The organism is Moraxella bovoculi, from assembly GCF_000988745.2.
Taxonomy (GTDB): Bacteria; Pseudomonadota; Gammaproteobacteria; order Pseudomonadales; family Moraxellaceae; genus Moraxella; species Moraxella bovoculi.
The window spans coordinates 323,337-340,448 of sequence record NZ_CP011381.2; the positions used below are offsets into that span (position 1 = coordinate 323,337).

The window sequence follows — 17,112 nt, forward strand, 5'->3', positions numbered from 1 at the left end:
TTGATGGATATTTTTAATAATAATCATGAGGTGCTAAGCGTGGGCGGTCTGACCATCGAGAACCACGTTGGACAAATCACCATCTATGGCGATCTAAACATCGCTCCTAATGAGGCAGGGCGCAAGCAGGCTCAGTTGCTTGCGGATTTTTTTGGTAAGCTTGCTCAGTCGACCAAGGATTTTGATCGTGACGACAGCTTAAATTCTAATCTGACCGCTCAATCCACCGAGAAAGTAGATAATCCTTTCATGAGCTGATGGCATAACAGTTATAAAAAACCAACAAAAACGCCAATCGCCTACAGATTTAGTGTTTGCTTTTGATTTTTGGCTTGGTTATAATGGATTTACACTTGTACTTTACGGTGTTTTAAAGGAGAATTCTTATGAGACTAATGACTAAATTCATCGCAGCGACCGCAGGTCTGACCTTAGCGAGTATGGCTTTTGCCGCTGATCCTATCGTTGGTAATTGGCAAATGAGTGAGAGCGGTCAACCAAAAGCCGTCGTAAAAATCACCGAATCGGGCGGTAAGTTTTCAGGCGTGGTCATCTCAGGTCAAACTGAAAAAGCCAAACAATACGTTGGCAAAACTGTCATCCTAAATGCCGAAAACCTTGGCAGTGGCAAATACAAAGGCAAAGCCAAAGACCCACGTTGGGGCATAATTCCTGCTGTTAATGCGGACATCACTCTAAATGGCAACAAGCTAACTCTAAAAACACTAAAAGGCTCTCAAGTCCTAACGCGCAAATAATAGCTTTCGCCCATAAAAAACGCACTTAACTCAAGTGCGTTTTTTTTGTTTATTTATAGTGCATTCTCGTCAAGTTCGCCGGTGCGGATGCGTACGACATTCTCAAGCGGTGTTACGAAGATTTTGCCATCGCCAATTTTACCGGTATTGGCAGCCTTAATGATGGCTTCAATGACCGAATCGACCATATCATTAGTGCAGGCGATTTCAATTTTAATCTTTGGCAAAAAATCAACCACATATTCTGCGCCACGATACATTTCCGTATGGCCTTTTTGGCGACCAAAGCCTTTAACTTCAGTGATGGTGATGCCATTAACACCAATCTCAGAGAGAGTTTCGCGGACTTCGTCTAACTTAAAGGGCTTGATGATTGCCGAAATTAATTTCATGATAAATCCTTGACGGTCAATGCTGTGTTAGTAAATGATGGGTGAATTATAACGCTAAATTTCATAAAAATCCAATGTTCATCGCGCCAATTTCTGCTACAATAAGGGATAATTTGGACTATCAAATAGAGACGTTGTGATGCAACAAGCGAATTCTTTAGATGTGATTATCGGGCTTGGCGGTTCAGGTTTGTCCGCCGTGAACTTTTTGTGTGCCGAGGGGCGACGTGTGGCGGTGACGGATGAGCAGCCCGCCCCAAGCCTCGCTCCAAAGCTGCCTGAAGACGTCCAGACAGCATTCGGTGGCATCGATGAGACGTTGTTGCTATCTGCAAATCGCATCATCATTAGCCCAGGGGTCGATCCTCGCCATTCTGCCATCCAATCGGCAAAATCCGCAGACATTCCTGTGCTAAGCGACATTCAACTGTTCTGCGATGCATTACATGCGCGTGATGAACGTACGGGCAAGCATACGCCAATCGTTGCCATCACAGGCTCGAACGCCAAATCAACAGTAACCACCCTAGTCGGCGAGATGGCCAAACAGACCGGTAAAGTCGTTGGCATAGGCGGTAATATCGGCACACCGGCACTTGACTTGCTTGCCATTGACGGCATGGATCTGGCGGTGCTTGAGCTGTCTAGTTTCCAGCTAGAGCACGTCAGCCATCTGGGTGCATCTGTGGCAACCATCTTAAACATCTCTCCAGATCACTTAGATCGTCACGGCGACATGACGGGTTATTTGACTCAGAAATTGCGAATTTTTGACGATGCTCGCGCGGCGGTCATCTGCCTAGACGATACACAATTACAGGCGTCTTGCCAGCAAGTATTGAGCGATCATGGCATATCTGAGGCAGCTGTGATTACCACGAGCGGCGTTATCGATTGTGACTGTCATGCTGATTTTTGTTTGGTGAAATCAGAAGGGCGGATTTATCTGTGCTGCCGAGGCGAACGTTTGCTGTCTGCTGATGAGCTATTCATCAAAGGTAAGCATAACCTGCTAAATGCGCTGTCAGCACTGGCACTAGGTCAAGCGGTAGGTCTTGATATGCCAAGCATGATCGCAGCATTGAAGGCATTCAAAGGACTGCCTCATCGCTGCGAGTATGTCGATGAGGTGGCAGGTCGAGCTTATTTTAATGATTCAAAAGGCACTAACATCGGTTCAACGCTGGCCGCCATTGATGGCTTGGGTGCGGTCTATGGCGAGCGTTCATTAGCGATTATCTTGGGTGGTCTGGGTAAGGGTCAGGACTTTAGTGAGCTTGGCGCAGATATTGACAAATACGCGCATTCGGTCTACCTGATCGGCGCAGATGCAGGCGTGATCGAAAAGGATCTGTCAGCGACTTCAGGCTTATCTAAGCGCATTCAGCAACTTGGTACATTGCAGGCAGCGGTGGATCTAGCAAGCCAAAGCTCGGCCAAGGCAGTGCTGTTATCTCCAGCTTGTGCAAGTTTTGACCAATTCAAAAGCTATGGCGACCGCGGTGATAAGTTCGTCTCGATGGTTAAGGCTTTGGCATAACCAGTGTTGCCGGTACAGCCATCCTTTGGGGTGGCTTTTTTTTATTTTTCATGACTTGCAGCTTGTAATTTTAGAACTTTTGTAACAATTCATAAATTTGATGAAATTTTCTTTGATTCATCAAAAAGTGGTTTATAATAATACGTTTAATTTTTAGATCTAAAATCACAAAGTAGCCGCCATGCCCCAATATGTCCAAAAACTACTGTCACTCAACCTACCATCAGCGCGCACGACGCTACTGGTCAGCCTAGGATTGTTATTAACGCTGTCCTTGTTGATGATTGCTTCAGCTTCCATTCCTTTTGCGCTTGCCAAAGATCTGTATCCGATGCGATTCTTTTGGTCGCAGCTTTTGTATATCGGTCTTGGTGTGGCGGCGGCTTATGTGGTGTATAATCTGCCTTTGCGGATTTATTGTAAGTTTAGCAATGTTTTGGCGCTTTGGCTTGGGGTGGTGGCGCTCCTGATATTGACGGCAATATTTGCGGTGCCGATCAACGGCTCTAAGCGCTGGCTGAACATTGCCGGCTTTAGTCTGCAGTCGGCAGAACTTGCCAAGATGGTGATGGTCATGGTGGCGGCTGAATACGTGGTTCGGCGCTCGGCGGACATGCGAGGCAGCCTATGGGGTGGCTGGCGACTTCTTTTGTGGTATTTACCCATTGTGACTTTATTGGTTCTGCAGCCAGACTTTGGTTCGACAGCGGTGATTGTGGCGACATTATTGGCAATTGCCTTTATTAGTGGTGCTCCATTAAGGGATTATGCGTTTATCACGACAGTTATTGGTGTAACGATGGCTGCTGGAATGGCTTTTGCAGACTATCGACGTGAGCGATTGATGTCTTTTTGGGATCCGTTTGATGACATTCAGGATACTGATTATCAGTTGTCTAGAAGTTTGATTGCCTTTGGTCGAGGTGAATTTAGCGGTGTGGGTTATGGCGACAGTGTTCAGAAGTTATCGCATCTACCCGAGGCGCATACGGACTTTATCTTAGCGATTACCGGTGAGGAATTGGGCTTTATTGGTGTGTCATTCGTACTGCTGCTAGGAGCGCTCATTGTCGCTGCGATTATGCACATCAGCTATGCCACTTTGAAGCGCCGTCAGTTGCGTCTAAGCTATATGGTGTTTGGATTCGCTACAGTAATTTTTGGTCAGATTTTTATTAATGCTGGCATGAACATGGGTATTCTACCAACGAAGGGCTTGACGCTACCGTTTTATAGTTTTGGTGGTTCGGCACTGCTTGTGAACATGATGATGATTGGCTTTATTCTTAAAGTCGATAAAGAGAGTGAAGGCATCGATCGTATGGGGTTGAGCCGTAATTTCTAAGATTTGTAGATTACAAAGCAAAAAGTCAGCCAAAGCGTTAGCTTTTTTATTGGCTGTCTGATGCGATACCAAGGCTGTTTTGGTTCATGAGTGGTGCGTTATCCCAGTGTTTGATGGCAAATGTTAGGATATCATCGACGGTGCCGTCCTGCATGTCGTCAGCGATGGGTTGTCTTAATAAACGCAGCGCATGAATAAGCAATTCGCTTGGGCATTCATTTTTGATGGACTTGGCAAGGTTTTGCTTGGATAGCTTTTGACCGTCGTTATTGTGTAGTAGTGGCAGATGATAAAAATAATCGGCATGCGGCAGTTGGCAGGCTTTATTGATGAATAGCTGTGCGGCTGTCATCGGCATGATGTCAAGCCCACGCATGATGTGGCTGATGTTCTGTAGCCCGTCATCAATGGTGCAGGCAAGGATGTAATTAATCATGCCATTTTGGCGTTTGATAACGACATCGCCAAGACTCTTGGCAGGATTATCCCAAATAACCCCTTGGATACCATCATAAAAAGCTGTCGCCACGTCAGGCAGGCATAGGCGAATCTTACTGTCAGGATGCTGACCGTCATGCGACTGATGCAGGCATAAGCGCGGATAGATGGGAGGAGCATTAAGATCTTGGGTTTGGTTTAGGTTTTGCAGGGTGTGGCTTAGGGCAATGGGCGGTGTTGCCTTATTGGGATGTGTGCCAAAATATTCACTAAGCTGCTTTCTTGAACATTGGCACGCATAGCTGATGGCTGATAGATGGTCGTTGATGAACTCATCATAGATGGGCTGTCTGTGCGACTGATAGATAATCTCGCCATCCCAATACAAGCCCAGTCGGGTTAGATCGTCCAGTATTGAGTGACTGTATGCTTGTTTACAGCGTTCAAAATCAACATCTTCGATGCGCAATAGCCACTGCCCGCCCAACGCCTTAATATGACAAAAGCTCGCCACAGCAGTCGTGAGCGAGCCTAAGTGTAAGTGTCCCGTCGATGATGGTGCGAACCGTCCGATGATGGGGCGTTTGGAGTCTGACACACCTTATCCTAGGTTTTGCTTTTCTTTCATTTCAGATAAGGTCTTGCAGTCGATGCACTGCGTGGCGGTCGGTCTTGCCTCTAGGCGTTTTAGTCCGATTTCGGTGCCGCAGGTCTCGCAGTAACCATAATCGCCCGTGTCGATCTCAGCGATGGATTTGTCGATTTTGCGAGTCAGCTTGCGCTCACGGTCTCGAGTGCGTAGGGCGAGCGCGAACTCTTCTTCTTGAGTGGCGCGGTCGTTGATGTCTGCCATCGCGCTCGTTTCTTCGTTGATGTAATCTTTGGTGCGCTCAGCTTCAGACATTAGCTCGCCTTTCCATGCCAACAAGAGCGAACGAAAGTGCTCAAGCTGCTTGTCTGACATGTATTCTTCGTCTTTGGCAGGCTCATAAGGGGCGAAAGTTTTGTTGTTCATGCGCTGATTTATCCTTCAAAATGCGCCTTAAGCGACTTGGTGAATGGCGATGTGAATAGCGCAAATACACCGCCACAAAAAATGCCACAGCGTCGGAAATCATCCAACCAAAAAGCATCCTCTAAGCAAAACTAAAAAATGACCAATTTAAGCTATTGCAAGTCCATAAAGCCCCATAGTTTGCCAAAACATTGCAAGAATTACAAGTGTTTCTTGTGGGGTTGGTGGGTTATTTATTAATTAAGCCGTAAAATTCGCGCCTAATTTTGCACTCTTTTGACTAAAGTTGCTAGTTTTTCTTTGTTATAAATGTGTATCAGGCGCAAACCCTCAGGTACATCATCTAGCTTAAAGTCACCATAATGCGGTAAAAACTGCCGACTGGTGGCAGGGCAGGTATATAGTGTCGCAGGGTATGGTGTCGGTATGGGCAGCTCATGAGCTTGATGTACATGACCGCATAAGATTGCTTTTGTATTAGGGTGAGGCGTGAGAGCCTGCCAAAAATCATCATGGTTCTGAAGGATGTGACCATCTATCCAAGCCGAGCCTACAGGCAGTGGATGATGATGCATGGCGATGATGGTGGGCAGCTCATTAGCCAGATGTGATCTTAGAAAGTGCAGTTTGTCATCATCTAGATGACCGTAAATCTGCCCATGAACGGCAGAATTTACTGATAAAATTTGCCAGCAGGCATCAGGCAGTTCAATAATAAGACGGTGTGTGTCCACCAGCCTAGCATCTGCCTGTATGGGTAGAAATTGGCGTTCGTGAAATGGCAAATCATGCCCAATCTCATGCGTTATGTCATGATTGCCTGCCAAGCAAACAAAAGGAATGTTAATCTTTTGAAGCTCATCAAATAACCAATCATAAAGATGAGTATCGCCATCATTCACCAAGTCGCCTGTCAGGAGTAATAAATCAGGCTTATACTCTAAGGCAAGCTTGAGTACCGCCAAAAATTTATCGGTGTAAATAGGTTTGTGCGCAGATAAATGCAAATCGCTGATCTGAGCGATGGTGAAAGTATCTAAGTGATGGCGAATGTGCATGATGGTTAGGCTTGAGCTTTGGTGAACTTATGAGTGATATAAATAACAAAAAACACCGCTGCCAAGGTCAGCACGATGGCAAGCCCGGTCTGCACATCAAGATAAACACTACCCCAAATCCCTGCCGTCACCCCAACCTGAGCTAGGACAAGCGCGATGATGACCATTTGGCGTGGCGAGGCAGCCAGCAGGCGTGCACTCAGAGCGGGCAAAATCAGCAGTCCGCTAATGAGCAGACTGCCCACCGCTTGCAAGGCAATAGCACAAAAACCTGCCAGTAGCCCCATAAAGAAGACCTGCTGTTGTATTGGGCTGATGCCAGCGATACGTGCCAAAGGTTCTGACGTGGCAAGCTTCACCTGCTTGCTCCAGATCCACATTAAAAATGCACCGCCCATCGCTACCGATACAGCTAAGCGTGGTAGATCTGCCCAGTTCACATCAAGCAGATTGCCGAATAAGAACCCAAGGACGTTCGCCTGCTGCTGTGTCAGTTGGGTTAAGGTTAATAATCCCAAGCACAACAGCATGACCGCCATGACGGACAACGTGGCATCGTTAGGTAGGCGTTTATCATTCATAAAGACAAGCGCTGCCACGACAAGCATGCTCACCAAGATGATACCAATGTCAGCAGGTAAGCTAAGCCATGCAGCAATCGCCACGCCAAGCAATGCCCCGTGCGCCAGTGTATCGGCAAAAAAAGCCATCCGTCGCCACAGCACTAAACATCCAAGCGGTGCAGATAATAAAGCCAATAATGCGCCTGCAATCCAAGCAGGTGCGATGATGGGAAGCCAGTCGGTCATGCTCGGTTATCCGTGATGTTCGCAGCTGTCATTGTGATGACAGTGATCATGATGGTGAATGTAGGCTTGGTAATGCCCAAACAGTCTGGTGAATTCAGGTGCGATGGCAATCTGACTGGGTTCACCCTGACAGCAGATGTGTTTATTTAAGCAGATGACACGCCGAGAGCCTTTCATGACCCAGTGCAGATCGTGAGACACCACCAGCATCGTACAAGCTAGAAAATCAGGCAGTTCATCAATAAAGTGATAAAGCCAGCTTTCTGTCTCAGGATCAAGCCCTTGCATCGGCTCATCTAAGATGAGCAGGTCGGGCTTGTCCAGTAATGCGCGCGCCATGAGTACGCGCTGAGTCTCACCGCCTGACAGATGGCTCATTTGTTTATGGATGAGTGGTTTGATAGATAGCTTATCAAGTACGAAGGTCTTTTGATCGCAGGTAAGCTGCTTTGGATTGGCTTGAAACAGCAGGTCTTGTACGCGGAGCGGTAGAATCTCAGGCACGCTAAAGCGCTGAGGTACATAACTCAGCGCAAGCGCTTGACTGTCTATACTTCCAGAAGTGGGCTTTAACAGACCCAATATCAGCTTGACAAGCGTTGATTTGCCCGCGCCATTTGGACCGATGAGGCTGACCATCTCGCCTGGATACAAATCAAGAGAGATGTCGTGTAATAAGGTGGCATCACCAACTTTATAACCGATGTCTGTCAGGCTTAATAAAGGTTCAGCCTTGGCAGTCACGGCAGATGCCTTTTAGTTCGATGACGGTGTTTTCGACATTGAATCTGGCGTCATTCTGTGCAAAGTCCATGATGTTATCGACTGACAAGTTACTGCACTCTTCAACGCTGTTACAAGATTTACAAATCAAAAAAGCCGCCGCATGCTTAGAGCGCGGATGACAACAGGGCACATAAGCATTCAATGAGCTAAGCTGATGAATGAGCCCTTCGTTCAACAAAAATTCCAAAGAGCGATAAATCGTCGGCGGTGCGATGTTTTTGCTGGCGGCGTCGGTATTTTGGCGGCTAAGCTGTAATGCGCTGATCAGATCATAAGCGCCAAGCGGCTTATCCGATTCTAAAATAAGAGCATAGACTTCTTCGCGCAGTGGTGTAAAGCGAACGCCTTGTGCTTCGCAATGCGCCTTGGCTTCTTTGATGCATTCTTCGATATCGTGATGATGGACATTATGATGATGGTCGCATGAGCAGTGATGGGTGTGTGCATTAGTCATAATCGGATCTTTTGGCTGTATTGTTCGTGTTATGATGATGGCTATAGGGAAATTGGCGCTGTTTTTGAAGGAAAATCACAAATAAAGCATTTATTTTAAAGGCTATTATACCTTATAATGTAACTGCTGCCCATAGACAAAGTTTTTCAATCTGTTAAAAAATTGTCAATAATTTAGCGACAAAATCACCAATTAATGTTATATTATAACTAATTTTAAACTAAGCCAGCCATCGCTAAGCTAAGTTTCTACGACCTATTTTTAAGAATTTAAAGTTATCACAAAAGGGTGCTTCATGTCATTTAATTCAATCATTAAGAATATTACAAAAACCACCATTGCCGTGTCTTTATTGGCGGCGGGCACTGCTCATGCAGGTATGGTCAGTGTGAGCAATTACCCATTGGCACTACTTTCTAATGCAGTCACCAAAGACGCTGCACCTGCCAAGGTTCTACTTAATGCTGGTGATGTGGGACATCATGGCGAGCTTAGCCCAAGCGCCAAAAAACTGGTCGTGGATAGCGATTATGTTGTGTGGTTTGGCGGGGCGCTTGAGCAGAATTTGGTAAATACGCTGTCTGATGCGCCGAATGCAATTTCGCTGTTTGATTTTAATGCTTTTGAGCGTCTACCGCTTCGCAATATTGATGGTACTGTCCAACCCGGCAGTTTCGATGCGCATATCTGGCTGGAGCCCGAGAATGCCAAAGCCATCGTGCGTGCGTTGGCTGTGGTGCATTCGCATGCCAATCCTGAGCATAAAGAAAAATATGCGCAGAATGCTGCGGACTTCCAAGCACGCATGGACGATGCCGTCGCCAAAGTGAATCTAAGCGCCAAGTCATTGCCTTATTGGGCATATCATGACGCTTTTCAGTATCTAGAGCGTAGTGCCAACCTTAAATTTGCTGGTGCACTGACGCCTGATCATCACTTATCACCTAAGGTAAGCCAAATTCGTCTGCTCTCCCAGTCACGCCCACAGGCTGGCATGTGTATCGCTTCGCAAGGCAGGGTATCAGATGGCATTGTCAATAAATTAGGTAATGTGGGAACTGTTGTCCGTCAAGAGGATATGAGCGATGGCACGGATTTTATCGATGCGTGGCAAGAGTTGGCACTGACCATTCGTGACTGTGCGTCAAGCAATGCCAAACAATGAAAAATTAGATTTAATTTCAGAAAATGGCTAAAAGTTTGATTTTATGTTTGTATTTTTATAAGAAATAATGATAATTTTTCGCAAAATTAGCCGTTTACCCCCTTGTTAGTATTCAAAAAAGTTTTTATAATACAGGCGTTTACGCACACAATATTTTTGATTTTATTTGGTGTGCGTTTATTTTATTTGTTGGGCAGTGGTATGCCAAAATAACTCAAAAAAGCTGATTGACATGAGCCGTCCAGCATCACGCACGCAAAAGAAACAAATCTACACCGCGCAAGCTCGCCAAATATGGCTAGTGCTCCTTTTGACAGGGCTTGGCGTGATTTATGACATGACTCAGGGTGCAGGCTTCATTGCTACGAAGAGTGTTTTTGTTGGTGCGTTATTACACTTTTTAGCTCAAAGTGTGTTTACTTTTTTTGCTTATCGTGCCGAGGGCACAAGAGCAAGACAGCAAATCATGCTGAACATGTACTTGGGTCAGATGCTTAAGTGGCTCATCAGCTTATTGGGATTTGCATTGATTTTTATTTATCAGCAGCCAATAACAGCGGCGTTGGTAATTATTGGTTATTTTATCATGCAGCTTTACCACATTATTAGCATGTGGCGATTGCGCTAACGATTAAAATAAAAGACGATTTTTACCAAATTGATATATACACTAAAATATGTATTTTTTTGAAAAAATTCATTTGGGTGTAAAATTTTGGTAAGAAAAGTCATATTTTCCCTTTACATATAGCCCCGACTGAAGTAAGATACTCAGTTAGCTATGAATGTAAATTTTTGATGCGATTGTTAAGAGTCGTTTACAGGTTTGATTGATTTTTGCTAAGTTTGATTGCAGCAGGGATAAGACCATCAGACCTTGGCTTTATAATGGTGTCATAAATTCATAAGACAAGTGAGGTAAGCTAGTTTTAGTTGCCTTTTGATGTTTATCATGGATTTTCAGTTCTGATTAGGTGTTTATCACCAAATCTTTTGTTTGACTTAAGATAAGAAGCTTATTATGGCAGCCGAACAGACATCTTCAGATTATATTGCTCACCACTTAACCAACTGGACGTTCGGACATCATCCAGAGCATGGTTGGAAAGTGGCTTATGATGCCGCTGAAGCCTCAGAAATGGGTTTTAAAGCCATTCACTTGGACTCAATGCTGTGGTCTATCGGATTGGGCATCTTTTTTTGTGCGCTGTTTTGGGTAGTAGCTCGTAAAGTAACTTCTGGTGTACCGACCAAGCTACAAGCCTTCGTTGAGATGATTGTTGACTTCATTGATAACAGCGTTCGCGAATCTTATAAAGGTCCTTCAAAGCTCATCGCGCCATTGTCTTTGACGATTTTTGTCTGGATTTTCTTGATGAACTTGATGGATTTGATTCCAGTAGACTGGATTCCTTACGCCGCCCAAGTTGTTGGTTCTAATGTATTTGGCTTAGATCCACACCATGTTTACTTCAAGATTGTACCTAGTACCGATCCAAACATTACGCTTGGCATGGCATTAGGTGTGTTCTTACTAATCATCGGTTTTGGTCTAAAATACAAAGGCATCGGTGGATTTATCGCTGAATTTACACTACATCCATTCAGCGCGAAAAATCCAATTTTACAAGCGATCCTTATCCCAATTAACTTGGTACTTGAAATTGTAACTTTGCTTGCAAAACCGATTTCATTGGGTCTGCGTTTATTCGGTAACATGTATGCCGGTGAACTCATCTTTATTCTGATTGCACTTATGTATATGGCAGACAGCTTCTTTATCAAGGGCTTAGCTGTACCATTACACCTAGCTTGGGCAATCTTCCATATTTTGGTTATTACTCTTCAGGCGTTCGTGTTTATGATGTTGACGATTGTTTATCTATCGCTCATCTCACAAACAGCAGAACATTAATTTGAAACCCTTTAAACTTTAACCCTTCATATAGGTCATTAAGGAGACATCATGGATCCAGTTATCGTACAGTACACTCTAATTGCAGTGGCTATTCTAATCGGTCTTGGCGCACTAGCTACCGGTATCGGTTTTGCTCTACTAGGTGGTAAATTCCTAGAAAGTACAGCTCGTCAACCAGAACTAGGCTCACAACTTCAAACTCGTATGTTTATTGTGGCAGGTCTTCTGGATGCTATCCCAATGATTGGTGTTGGTATCGCAATGCTACTATTGTTCGCAAACCCATTCGCATAAGCTGAAACCGTCAGTTTAACGCCCATTTCTGGTCGCGGAGTTGTTCTGCAATGACGCGATCTAGAATTGGCTATCACCTGACTTTCACTAACAACGAGGTGATTGGATGAACATTAATGCTACATTACTTGGTCAGTTAGTTGCTTTTGCGATTTTCGTGTGGTTTTGCATGAAATTCGTATGGCCGCCACTGATCGGCGCTATCAATGAGCGTCAACGCAAAATCGAGGAAGGCCTTAGCGCCGCCGAGAAAGCCAAAGAAGATTTGGCTTCTGCTGAACAGCAGGTAGAACAAGAATTTGCCGCCGCAAAAACTGAAGCCGCTTCTATCATTGAACGTGCGAATAAAACCGCTAACCAAATGATTGAAGATGCTAAAGCTCAAGCTCGTGTAGAGGGTGAGCGTATCATTGCCCAAGCTCATGCAACTGTTGAGCAAGAAGCTGCTCAAACTCGTGAACAACTTCGTTCTCAAGTTGCTCAATTGGCAGTTTTAGGCGCAGAAAAGATTTTGCAAAGCAAAGTCAATGAACAAGAACACGCTAACATGCTAGACCAGTTGGCGGCTAAGCTGTAATTAGAGGAAATCATGGCTGAACTATCCACCTTAGCAAGACCCTATGCCAAAGCGGCATTTGACTATGCTAAAGAGCAAAATGTAATCAATGACTGGGAAAATTTCCTATTGATTGCAAGCAGTATTGTGCGTGATGAGTCATTTTCTTCATTACTAAGCAATCCAGCCATTTCTGCAGAGCAAAAGACTGCCGTCTTGATTGATATCTATGGCTCACAAACGGCAGATCAACCTTCTGACGCATTGGTTAACTTTACCAAGCAGCTATCAGAACATGACAGACTGGCTTTATTGCCTGAGATTCATACTCATTACAGCAAACTAAAATCACAAGAGCTAAAACAGGTTGACGCTTACGTTACTTCAGCCTATCCATTAACCGAAGCCCAGCGTGAAACATTGCAAGCGCGTCTTGCAATCTCCACAGGTTCGATCGTCATTTTGCATGAAGCAGTAGATCCAGAGCTTTTGGGTGGCGCAACGATTAAAGTGGGCGATAAGTTTACCGATGGCTCAGTGCGTGGTAAGTTAAAACAATTAAAGACTCAACTGACTGCGTAAGCATGAAGTTGGCATTTTAAAGGAAACAAGGCAATGCAACAATTGAATCCAGCCGAAATCAGCAATCTGATTAAGCAGCGTATTCAAGACCTTGACGTAGGCGCAACTGCAAAAACTGAAGGCGTTATCGTCAGTGTTTCTGATGGTATTGTGCAGATTCACGGTCTAGAAGAGGCTATGTATGGTGAGATGATCGAGTTTGAGGGCAATGTTTATGGCATGGCACTTAACCTTGAGCAAGACTCAGTGGGCGCGGTTGTCCTAGGTGACTACCTAAGCCTACAAGAAGGTCAAAAAGCTTACTGTACAGGTCGTATTTTGGAAGTTCCAGTAGGTCCTGAACTACTAGGTCGTGTCGTTGATGCGCTAGGCAACCCAATTGACGGTAAAGGTCCTATCAACGCCAAATTGACTGACAAAGTCGAAAAAATTGCCCCTGGTGTTATCGCACGTCAATCAGTAGATGAGCCAGTTATGACTGGTTATAAAGCTGTTGATACGATGATTCCTATTGGTCGTGGTCAGCGTGAGCTTATCATCGGTGACCGACAAACAGGTAAAACTGCATTGGCAATCGACGCCATCATTGCTCAAAAAGACTCTGGCATTAAGTGTGTGTATGTAGCAATCGGTCAAAAACGTTCGACCATTGCTAACGTTGTACGCAAGTTAGAAGAAACTGGTGCATTGGCATACACAACTGTTGTTGTTGCCTCAGCATCAGAGCCTGCAGCACTACAATACATCGCGCCTTACTCAGGCTGTACCATGGGTGAATACTTCCGTGACCGTGGTGAAGATGCATTGATCGTGTATGATGATCTGTCTAAGCAAGCAGTTGCTTATCGTCAAATCTCACTACTACTACGTCGTCCACCAGGACGTGAAGCATACCCAGGTGACGTGTTCTATCTACATTCACGTCTTCTAGAGCGTGCATCGCGCGTTAACGCTGACTATGTAGAAGCGTTCACTAATGGTGAAGTGAAAGGTAAGACAGGTTCACTAACTGCACTACCAATCATTGAAACACAAGCTGGTGACGTATCAGCATTCGTACCTACCAACGTAATTTCTATTACTGACGGTCAGATTTTCCTTGAATCTAACCTATTTAACTCAGGTATTCGTCCTGCAGTGAACGCTGGTATCTCAGTATCGCGTGTTGGTGGTGCTGCGCAAACCAAAATCATCAAGAAGCTATCAGGTGGTATCCGTACCGCACTAGCACAGTATCGTGAATTGGCAGCATTTGCTCAGTTTGCATCTGACCTTGATGATGCTACCAAACAACAGCTTGAGCACGGTGAGCGTGTAACCGAACTAATGAAGCAAAAGCAATATGCCCCAATGTCAATCGCTGACCAAGCGGCTGTTATCTACGCTTCTAACGAAGGTTACTTAGCTGATGTACCTGTTGAGAAGATTGGTGCATTCGAAGAAGCACTTCTACGCAATCTACGCGCAGATCATGCTTCACTGATGACTGAAATTGACCAAACTGCTAACTATAATGATGACATTGAAGGTCGTCTAAAAGCAGCTATTGAGTCATTCAAAGCATCAAGTAGCTACTAAGCGACATGAATGGTGTGTCAATCATTGGCACACCAAACCCTATTTAAGATAGTCCAGTATTGGAACAACTATGGCAAGCTTAAAAGAAATACGTGCAAAAGTAACCAGCATTAAAAGCACTCAAAAGATTACGCGTGCAATGCAAATGGTGGCTGCCAGTAAAATGCGCCGAGCTCAAGAGCGCATGGAGATGGGTCGTCCTTATGCCGAAAGTATGTCCCGAGTGATTACGCATTTGGTACAAGCACAATCGGATTATAAGCACCCATACATGGTGAGCCGTCCCGTCAATCGTGTGGGTTTTATTGTTGTTACTTCAGATCGTGGCTTGGCGGGTGGTCTAAACATTAACTTGTTTAAAAATCTACTAAAGTCGGTCAAACAATACCAAGATCAATCTGTTGAGATTGAATTTGCTGCTATCGGTTCTAAGGGCGTAAGCTTCTTTAAGAATTTCGGTGGCAAAGTAAGCTCAGTATTAACAGACTACGGCGATAGCCCAAGCTATGAACAGCTAAGCACGCCGGTACAAGTGATGCTAGATGATTATAGCGAAGGTCGCTTGGATCGCATCTATTTAGTTTATAACAAATTTATCAACGCCATGACGCAAAAACCTTCTGTGACACAGCTTGTGCCACTACCAGAAGGTACATTTGCTGATGATGAAATGAGTGTGTCACACAGCTGGGATTACATCTATGAACCAGATGCTAAGACCCTCATTGATAGCCTTATGGTGCGTTATATTGAGTCTATCGTTTATCAAGCCGTGCTTGAAAACATTGCCTCAGAGCAATCAGCGCGTATGGTGGCGATGAAAGCTGCGACGGATAACGCTGGCAACTTAATTAAAGATTTACAGTTGGTTTATAACAAGCTGCGTCAAGCGGCGATTACCCGAGAAATTTCGGAAATCGTTGGCGGTGCTGCCGCTGTTTCTTAGCCGAACAATGAATTATAGGAGAACGCAATGAGCGGTCGTATTGTGCAGATTATTGGCGCGGTAATTGACGTTGAGTTTAGCCGTGGTCAAGTGCCTCAAATTTTTGATGCACTAAGTGTTGATGGCACTGAAACAACTTTAGAAGTACAGCAGCAGTTGGGTGATGGCGTGGTACGTACCATTGCCATGGGTTCAACTGAAGGTTTGAAGCGCGGTCTTAGCGTATCAAACACTGGCGCACCAATCTCTGTGCCAGTAGGCCAGGCGACTTTGGGTCGTATCATGGACGTATTGGGTCGCCCAATCGATGAAGCTGGTCCTGTAAACGCTGCAGAAAAATGGTCTATTCACCGTGAAGCACCAAGCTATGATGAGCAATCTAACTCAACTGAACTACTAGAAACTGGTATTAAAGTTATTGACTTGCTATGCCCATTCGCAAAAGGTGGTAAAGTTGGTCTGTTCGGTGGTGCTGGTGTTGGTAAGACCGTTAACATGATGGAGCTTATTAACAACATCGCATTGAAGCACTCAGGTCTATCAGTATTCGCGGGTGTTGGTGAGCGTACTCGTGAGGGTAACGACTTCTACCACGAGATGCAAGAAGCTGGCGTTGTAAACACCGATGACTTCACTAAGTCTAAAGTTGCGATGGTATACGGTCAGATGAATGAGCCACCAGGAAACCGTTTGCGTGTTGCCTTGACTGGTTTGACCATGGCTGAATATTTCCGTGACGAAAAAGACGAAGCTACTGGTAAAGGTCGTGACGTTCTATTGTTCGTTGACAACATCTATCGTTATACACTTGCTGGTACTGAAGTTTCGGCACTACTAGGTCGTATGCCTTCTGCGGTAGGTTATCAGCCTACATTAGCAGAAGAGATGGGTATCCTACAAGAGCGTATTACCTCTACTCAATCAGGTTCGATTACTTCTGTACAAGCTGTATACGTGCCTGCGGACGACTTGACTGACCCATCACCAGCTACGACGTTTGCTCACCTGGACGCAACAGTTGTACTTAGCCGTGACATCGCATCTCAAGGTATCTATCCTGCGGTTGACCCACTAGACTCAACATCTCGTCAGCTTGATCCACAAGTTATTGGCGAAGAGCACTACACTGTAGCCCGTGGTGTGCAAGAAGTCCTACAACGTTATAAAGAACTAAAAGACATCATCGCCATCTTGGGTATGGACGAATTGTCTGAAGAAGATAAGATGGTTGTTTACCGTGCACGTAAAATCCAACGTTTCTTGTCTCAACCTTTCCACGTTGCAGAAGTATTTACAGGCGCGCCTGGTAAATATGTGGCATTACGTGACACCATCGCAGGCTTTAAGTCGATCATCGAAGGTGAGTACGATCATCTGCCAGAACAAGCATTCTATATGGTTGGTGGCATTGATGAAGCGATTGCTAAAGCTGAGAAGCTACAAGCGGCATAAGTTTAATGATAAGCCAAACCAGACCT

General features: G+C 45.0%; 20 protein-coding genes. 13 read left to right on the forward strand and 7 right to left on the reverse strand.

Annotated features, from left to right (window positions below):
* Positions 1-3 precede the first annotated feature (3 nt).
* Both AAX10_RS01495 and AAX10_RS01500 read left to right on the forward strand, forming a co-directional pair.
* On the forward strand, positions 4-258 hold the full coding sequence (locus tag AAX10_RS01495) for a hypothetical protein (protein ID WP_046699651.1): 255 nt from the start codon (positions 4-6) through the stop codon (positions 256-258).
* 128 nt (positions 259-386) lie between these two features.
* On the forward strand, positions 387-758 hold the full coding sequence (locus tag AAX10_RS01500; RefSeq protein ID WP_036365809.1) for a DUF2147 domain-containing protein: 372 nt from the start codon (positions 387-389) through the stop codon (positions 756-758).
* Positions 759-811: 53 nt separating this feature from the next.
* Here the strand turns inward: AAX10_RS01500 and AAX10_RS01505 are convergent, their stop codons facing one another.
* Positions 812-1,150, reverse strand: a complete 339-nt coding sequence (locus tag AAX10_RS01505) for a P-II family nitrogen regulator (RefSeq protein ID WP_046699652.1) — start codon at positions 1,148-1,150, stop codon at positions 812-814.
* A 139-nt stretch (positions 1,151-1,289) separates the two neighbouring features.
* Between AAX10_RS01505 and murD the strand changes: the two genes are divergently transcribed.
* Together murD and AAX10_RS01515 are read left to right on the forward strand one after the other, a co-directional pair.
* A complete protein-coding gene (gene murD / locus AAX10_RS01510; protein WP_046699653.1) occupies positions 1,290-2,690 on the forward strand; it encodes a UDP-N-acetylmuramoyl-L-alanine--D-glutamate ligase in 1,401 nt (466 codons plus the stop codon).
* A 181-nt stretch (positions 2,691-2,871) separates the two neighbouring features.
* Positions 2,872-4,035 carry an FtsW/RodA/SpoVE family cell cycle protein gene (locus AAX10_RS01515; RefSeq protein WP_046699654.1) on the forward strand — a complete coding sequence of 388 codons (1,164 nt, stop codon included), beginning with the start codon at positions 2,872-2,874 and terminating at the stop codon, positions 4,033-4,035.
* 46 nt (positions 4,036-4,081) lie between these two features.
* Here the strand turns inward: AAX10_RS01515 and gluQRS are convergent, their stop codons facing one another.
* The 6 genes from gluQRS to AAX10_RS01545 form a co-directional block, all read right to left on the reverse strand.
* Positions 4,082-5,071: a tRNA glutamyl-Q(34) synthetase GluQRS gene (gene gluQRS / locus AAX10_RS01520; protein ID WP_046699655.1), complete on the reverse strand. Its 990-nt coding sequence runs from the start codon at positions 5,069-5,071 to the stop codon at positions 4,082-4,084.
* 3 nt (positions 5,072-5,074) lie between these two features.
* Complete coding sequence (gene dksA / locus AAX10_RS01525; RefSeq protein WP_036365821.1) at positions 5,075-5,488, reverse strand: RNA polymerase-binding protein DksA; 414 nt, start codon at positions 5,486-5,488, stop codon at positions 5,075-5,077.
* Between the two features lie 260 nt (positions 5,489-5,748).
* Positions 5,749-6,546 carry a metallophosphoesterase gene (locus AAX10_RS01530; protein WP_080946971.1) on the reverse strand — a complete coding sequence of 266 codons (798 nt, stop codon included), beginning with the start codon at positions 6,544-6,546 and terminating at the stop codon, positions 5,749-5,751.
* A gap of 5 nt (positions 6,547-6,551) precedes the next feature.
* Positions 6,552-7,355 carry a metal ABC transporter permease gene (locus tag AAX10_RS01535; RefSeq protein WP_046699657.1) on the reverse strand — a complete coding sequence of 268 codons (804 nt, stop codon included), beginning with the start codon at positions 7,353-7,355 and terminating at the stop codon, positions 6,552-6,554.
* A gap of 6 nt (positions 7,356-7,361) precedes the next feature.
* Entirely contained in the window at positions 7,362-8,099 is a 738-nt protein-coding gene (locus AAX10_RS01540) for a metal ABC transporter ATP-binding protein (protein ID WP_046699658.1), read from the reverse strand.
* A complete protein-coding gene (locus AAX10_RS01545) occupies positions 8,083-8,595 on the reverse strand; it encodes a Fur family transcriptional regulator (protein ID WP_046697813.1) in 513 nt (170 codons plus the stop codon). The genes AAX10_RS01540 and AAX10_RS01545 overlap by 17 nt, the downstream gene beginning before the upstream one ends.
* A gap of 295 nt (positions 8,596-8,890) precedes the next feature.
* Between AAX10_RS01545 and AAX10_RS01550 the strand changes: the two genes are divergently transcribed.
* The 9 genes from AAX10_RS01550 to atpD all read left to right on the forward strand — a co-directional run bounded on the left by AAX10_RS01550 (position 8,891) and on the right by atpD (position 17,086).
* Entirely contained in the window at positions 8,891-9,760 is an 870-nt protein-coding gene (locus AAX10_RS01550; protein ID WP_080946972.1) for a metal ABC transporter substrate-binding protein, read from the forward strand.
* 232 nt (positions 9,761-9,992) lie between these two features.
* Positions 9,993-10,388: an ATP synthase subunit I gene (locus tag AAX10_RS01555; RefSeq protein WP_036365837.1), complete on the forward strand. Its 396-nt coding sequence runs from the start codon at positions 9,993-9,995 to the stop codon at positions 10,386-10,388.
* A 393-nt stretch (positions 10,389-10,781) separates the two neighbouring features.
* Entirely contained in the window at positions 10,782-11,675 is an 894-nt protein-coding gene (atpB, locus tag AAX10_RS01560) for a F0F1 ATP synthase subunit A (RefSeq protein ID WP_036365840.1), read from the forward strand.
* A 51-nt stretch (positions 11,676-11,726) separates the two neighbouring features.
* Positions 11,727-11,972 carry a F0F1 ATP synthase subunit C gene (atpE, locus tag AAX10_RS01565; RefSeq protein WP_036365843.1) on the forward strand — a complete coding sequence of 82 codons (246 nt, stop codon included), beginning with the start codon at positions 11,727-11,729 and terminating at the stop codon, positions 11,970-11,972.
* Positions 11,973-12,078: 106 nt separating this feature from the next.
* Complete coding sequence (locus AAX10_RS01570) at positions 12,079-12,549, forward strand: F0F1 ATP synthase subunit B (RefSeq protein WP_036365845.1); 471 nt, start codon at positions 12,079-12,081, stop codon at positions 12,547-12,549.
* A 12-nt stretch (positions 12,550-12,561) separates the two neighbouring features.
* Entirely contained in the window at positions 12,562-13,110 is a 549-nt protein-coding gene (locus AAX10_RS01575; RefSeq protein ID WP_036365848.1) for a F0F1 ATP synthase subunit delta, read from the forward strand.
* 33 nt (positions 13,111-13,143) lie between these two features.
* A complete protein-coding gene (gene atpA / locus AAX10_RS01580; RefSeq protein ID WP_036365850.1) occupies positions 13,144-14,688 on the forward strand; it encodes a F0F1 ATP synthase subunit alpha in 1,545 nt (514 codons plus the stop codon).
* A 70-nt stretch (positions 14,689-14,758) separates the two neighbouring features.
* Complete coding sequence (atpG, locus tag AAX10_RS01585; protein ID WP_046699659.1) at positions 14,759-15,634, forward strand: F0F1 ATP synthase subunit gamma; 876 nt, start codon at positions 14,759-14,761, stop codon at positions 15,632-15,634.
* A gap of 27 nt (positions 15,635-15,661) precedes the next feature.
* Positions 15,662-17,086 (forward strand): F0F1 ATP synthase subunit beta, encoded by a 1,425-nt coding sequence (gene atpD, locus AAX10_RS01590; protein WP_036365855.1) that lies wholly within the window; start codon positions 15,662-15,664, stop codon positions 17,084-17,086.
* The last annotated feature ends 26 nt before the right edge of the window (positions 17,087-17,112 follow it).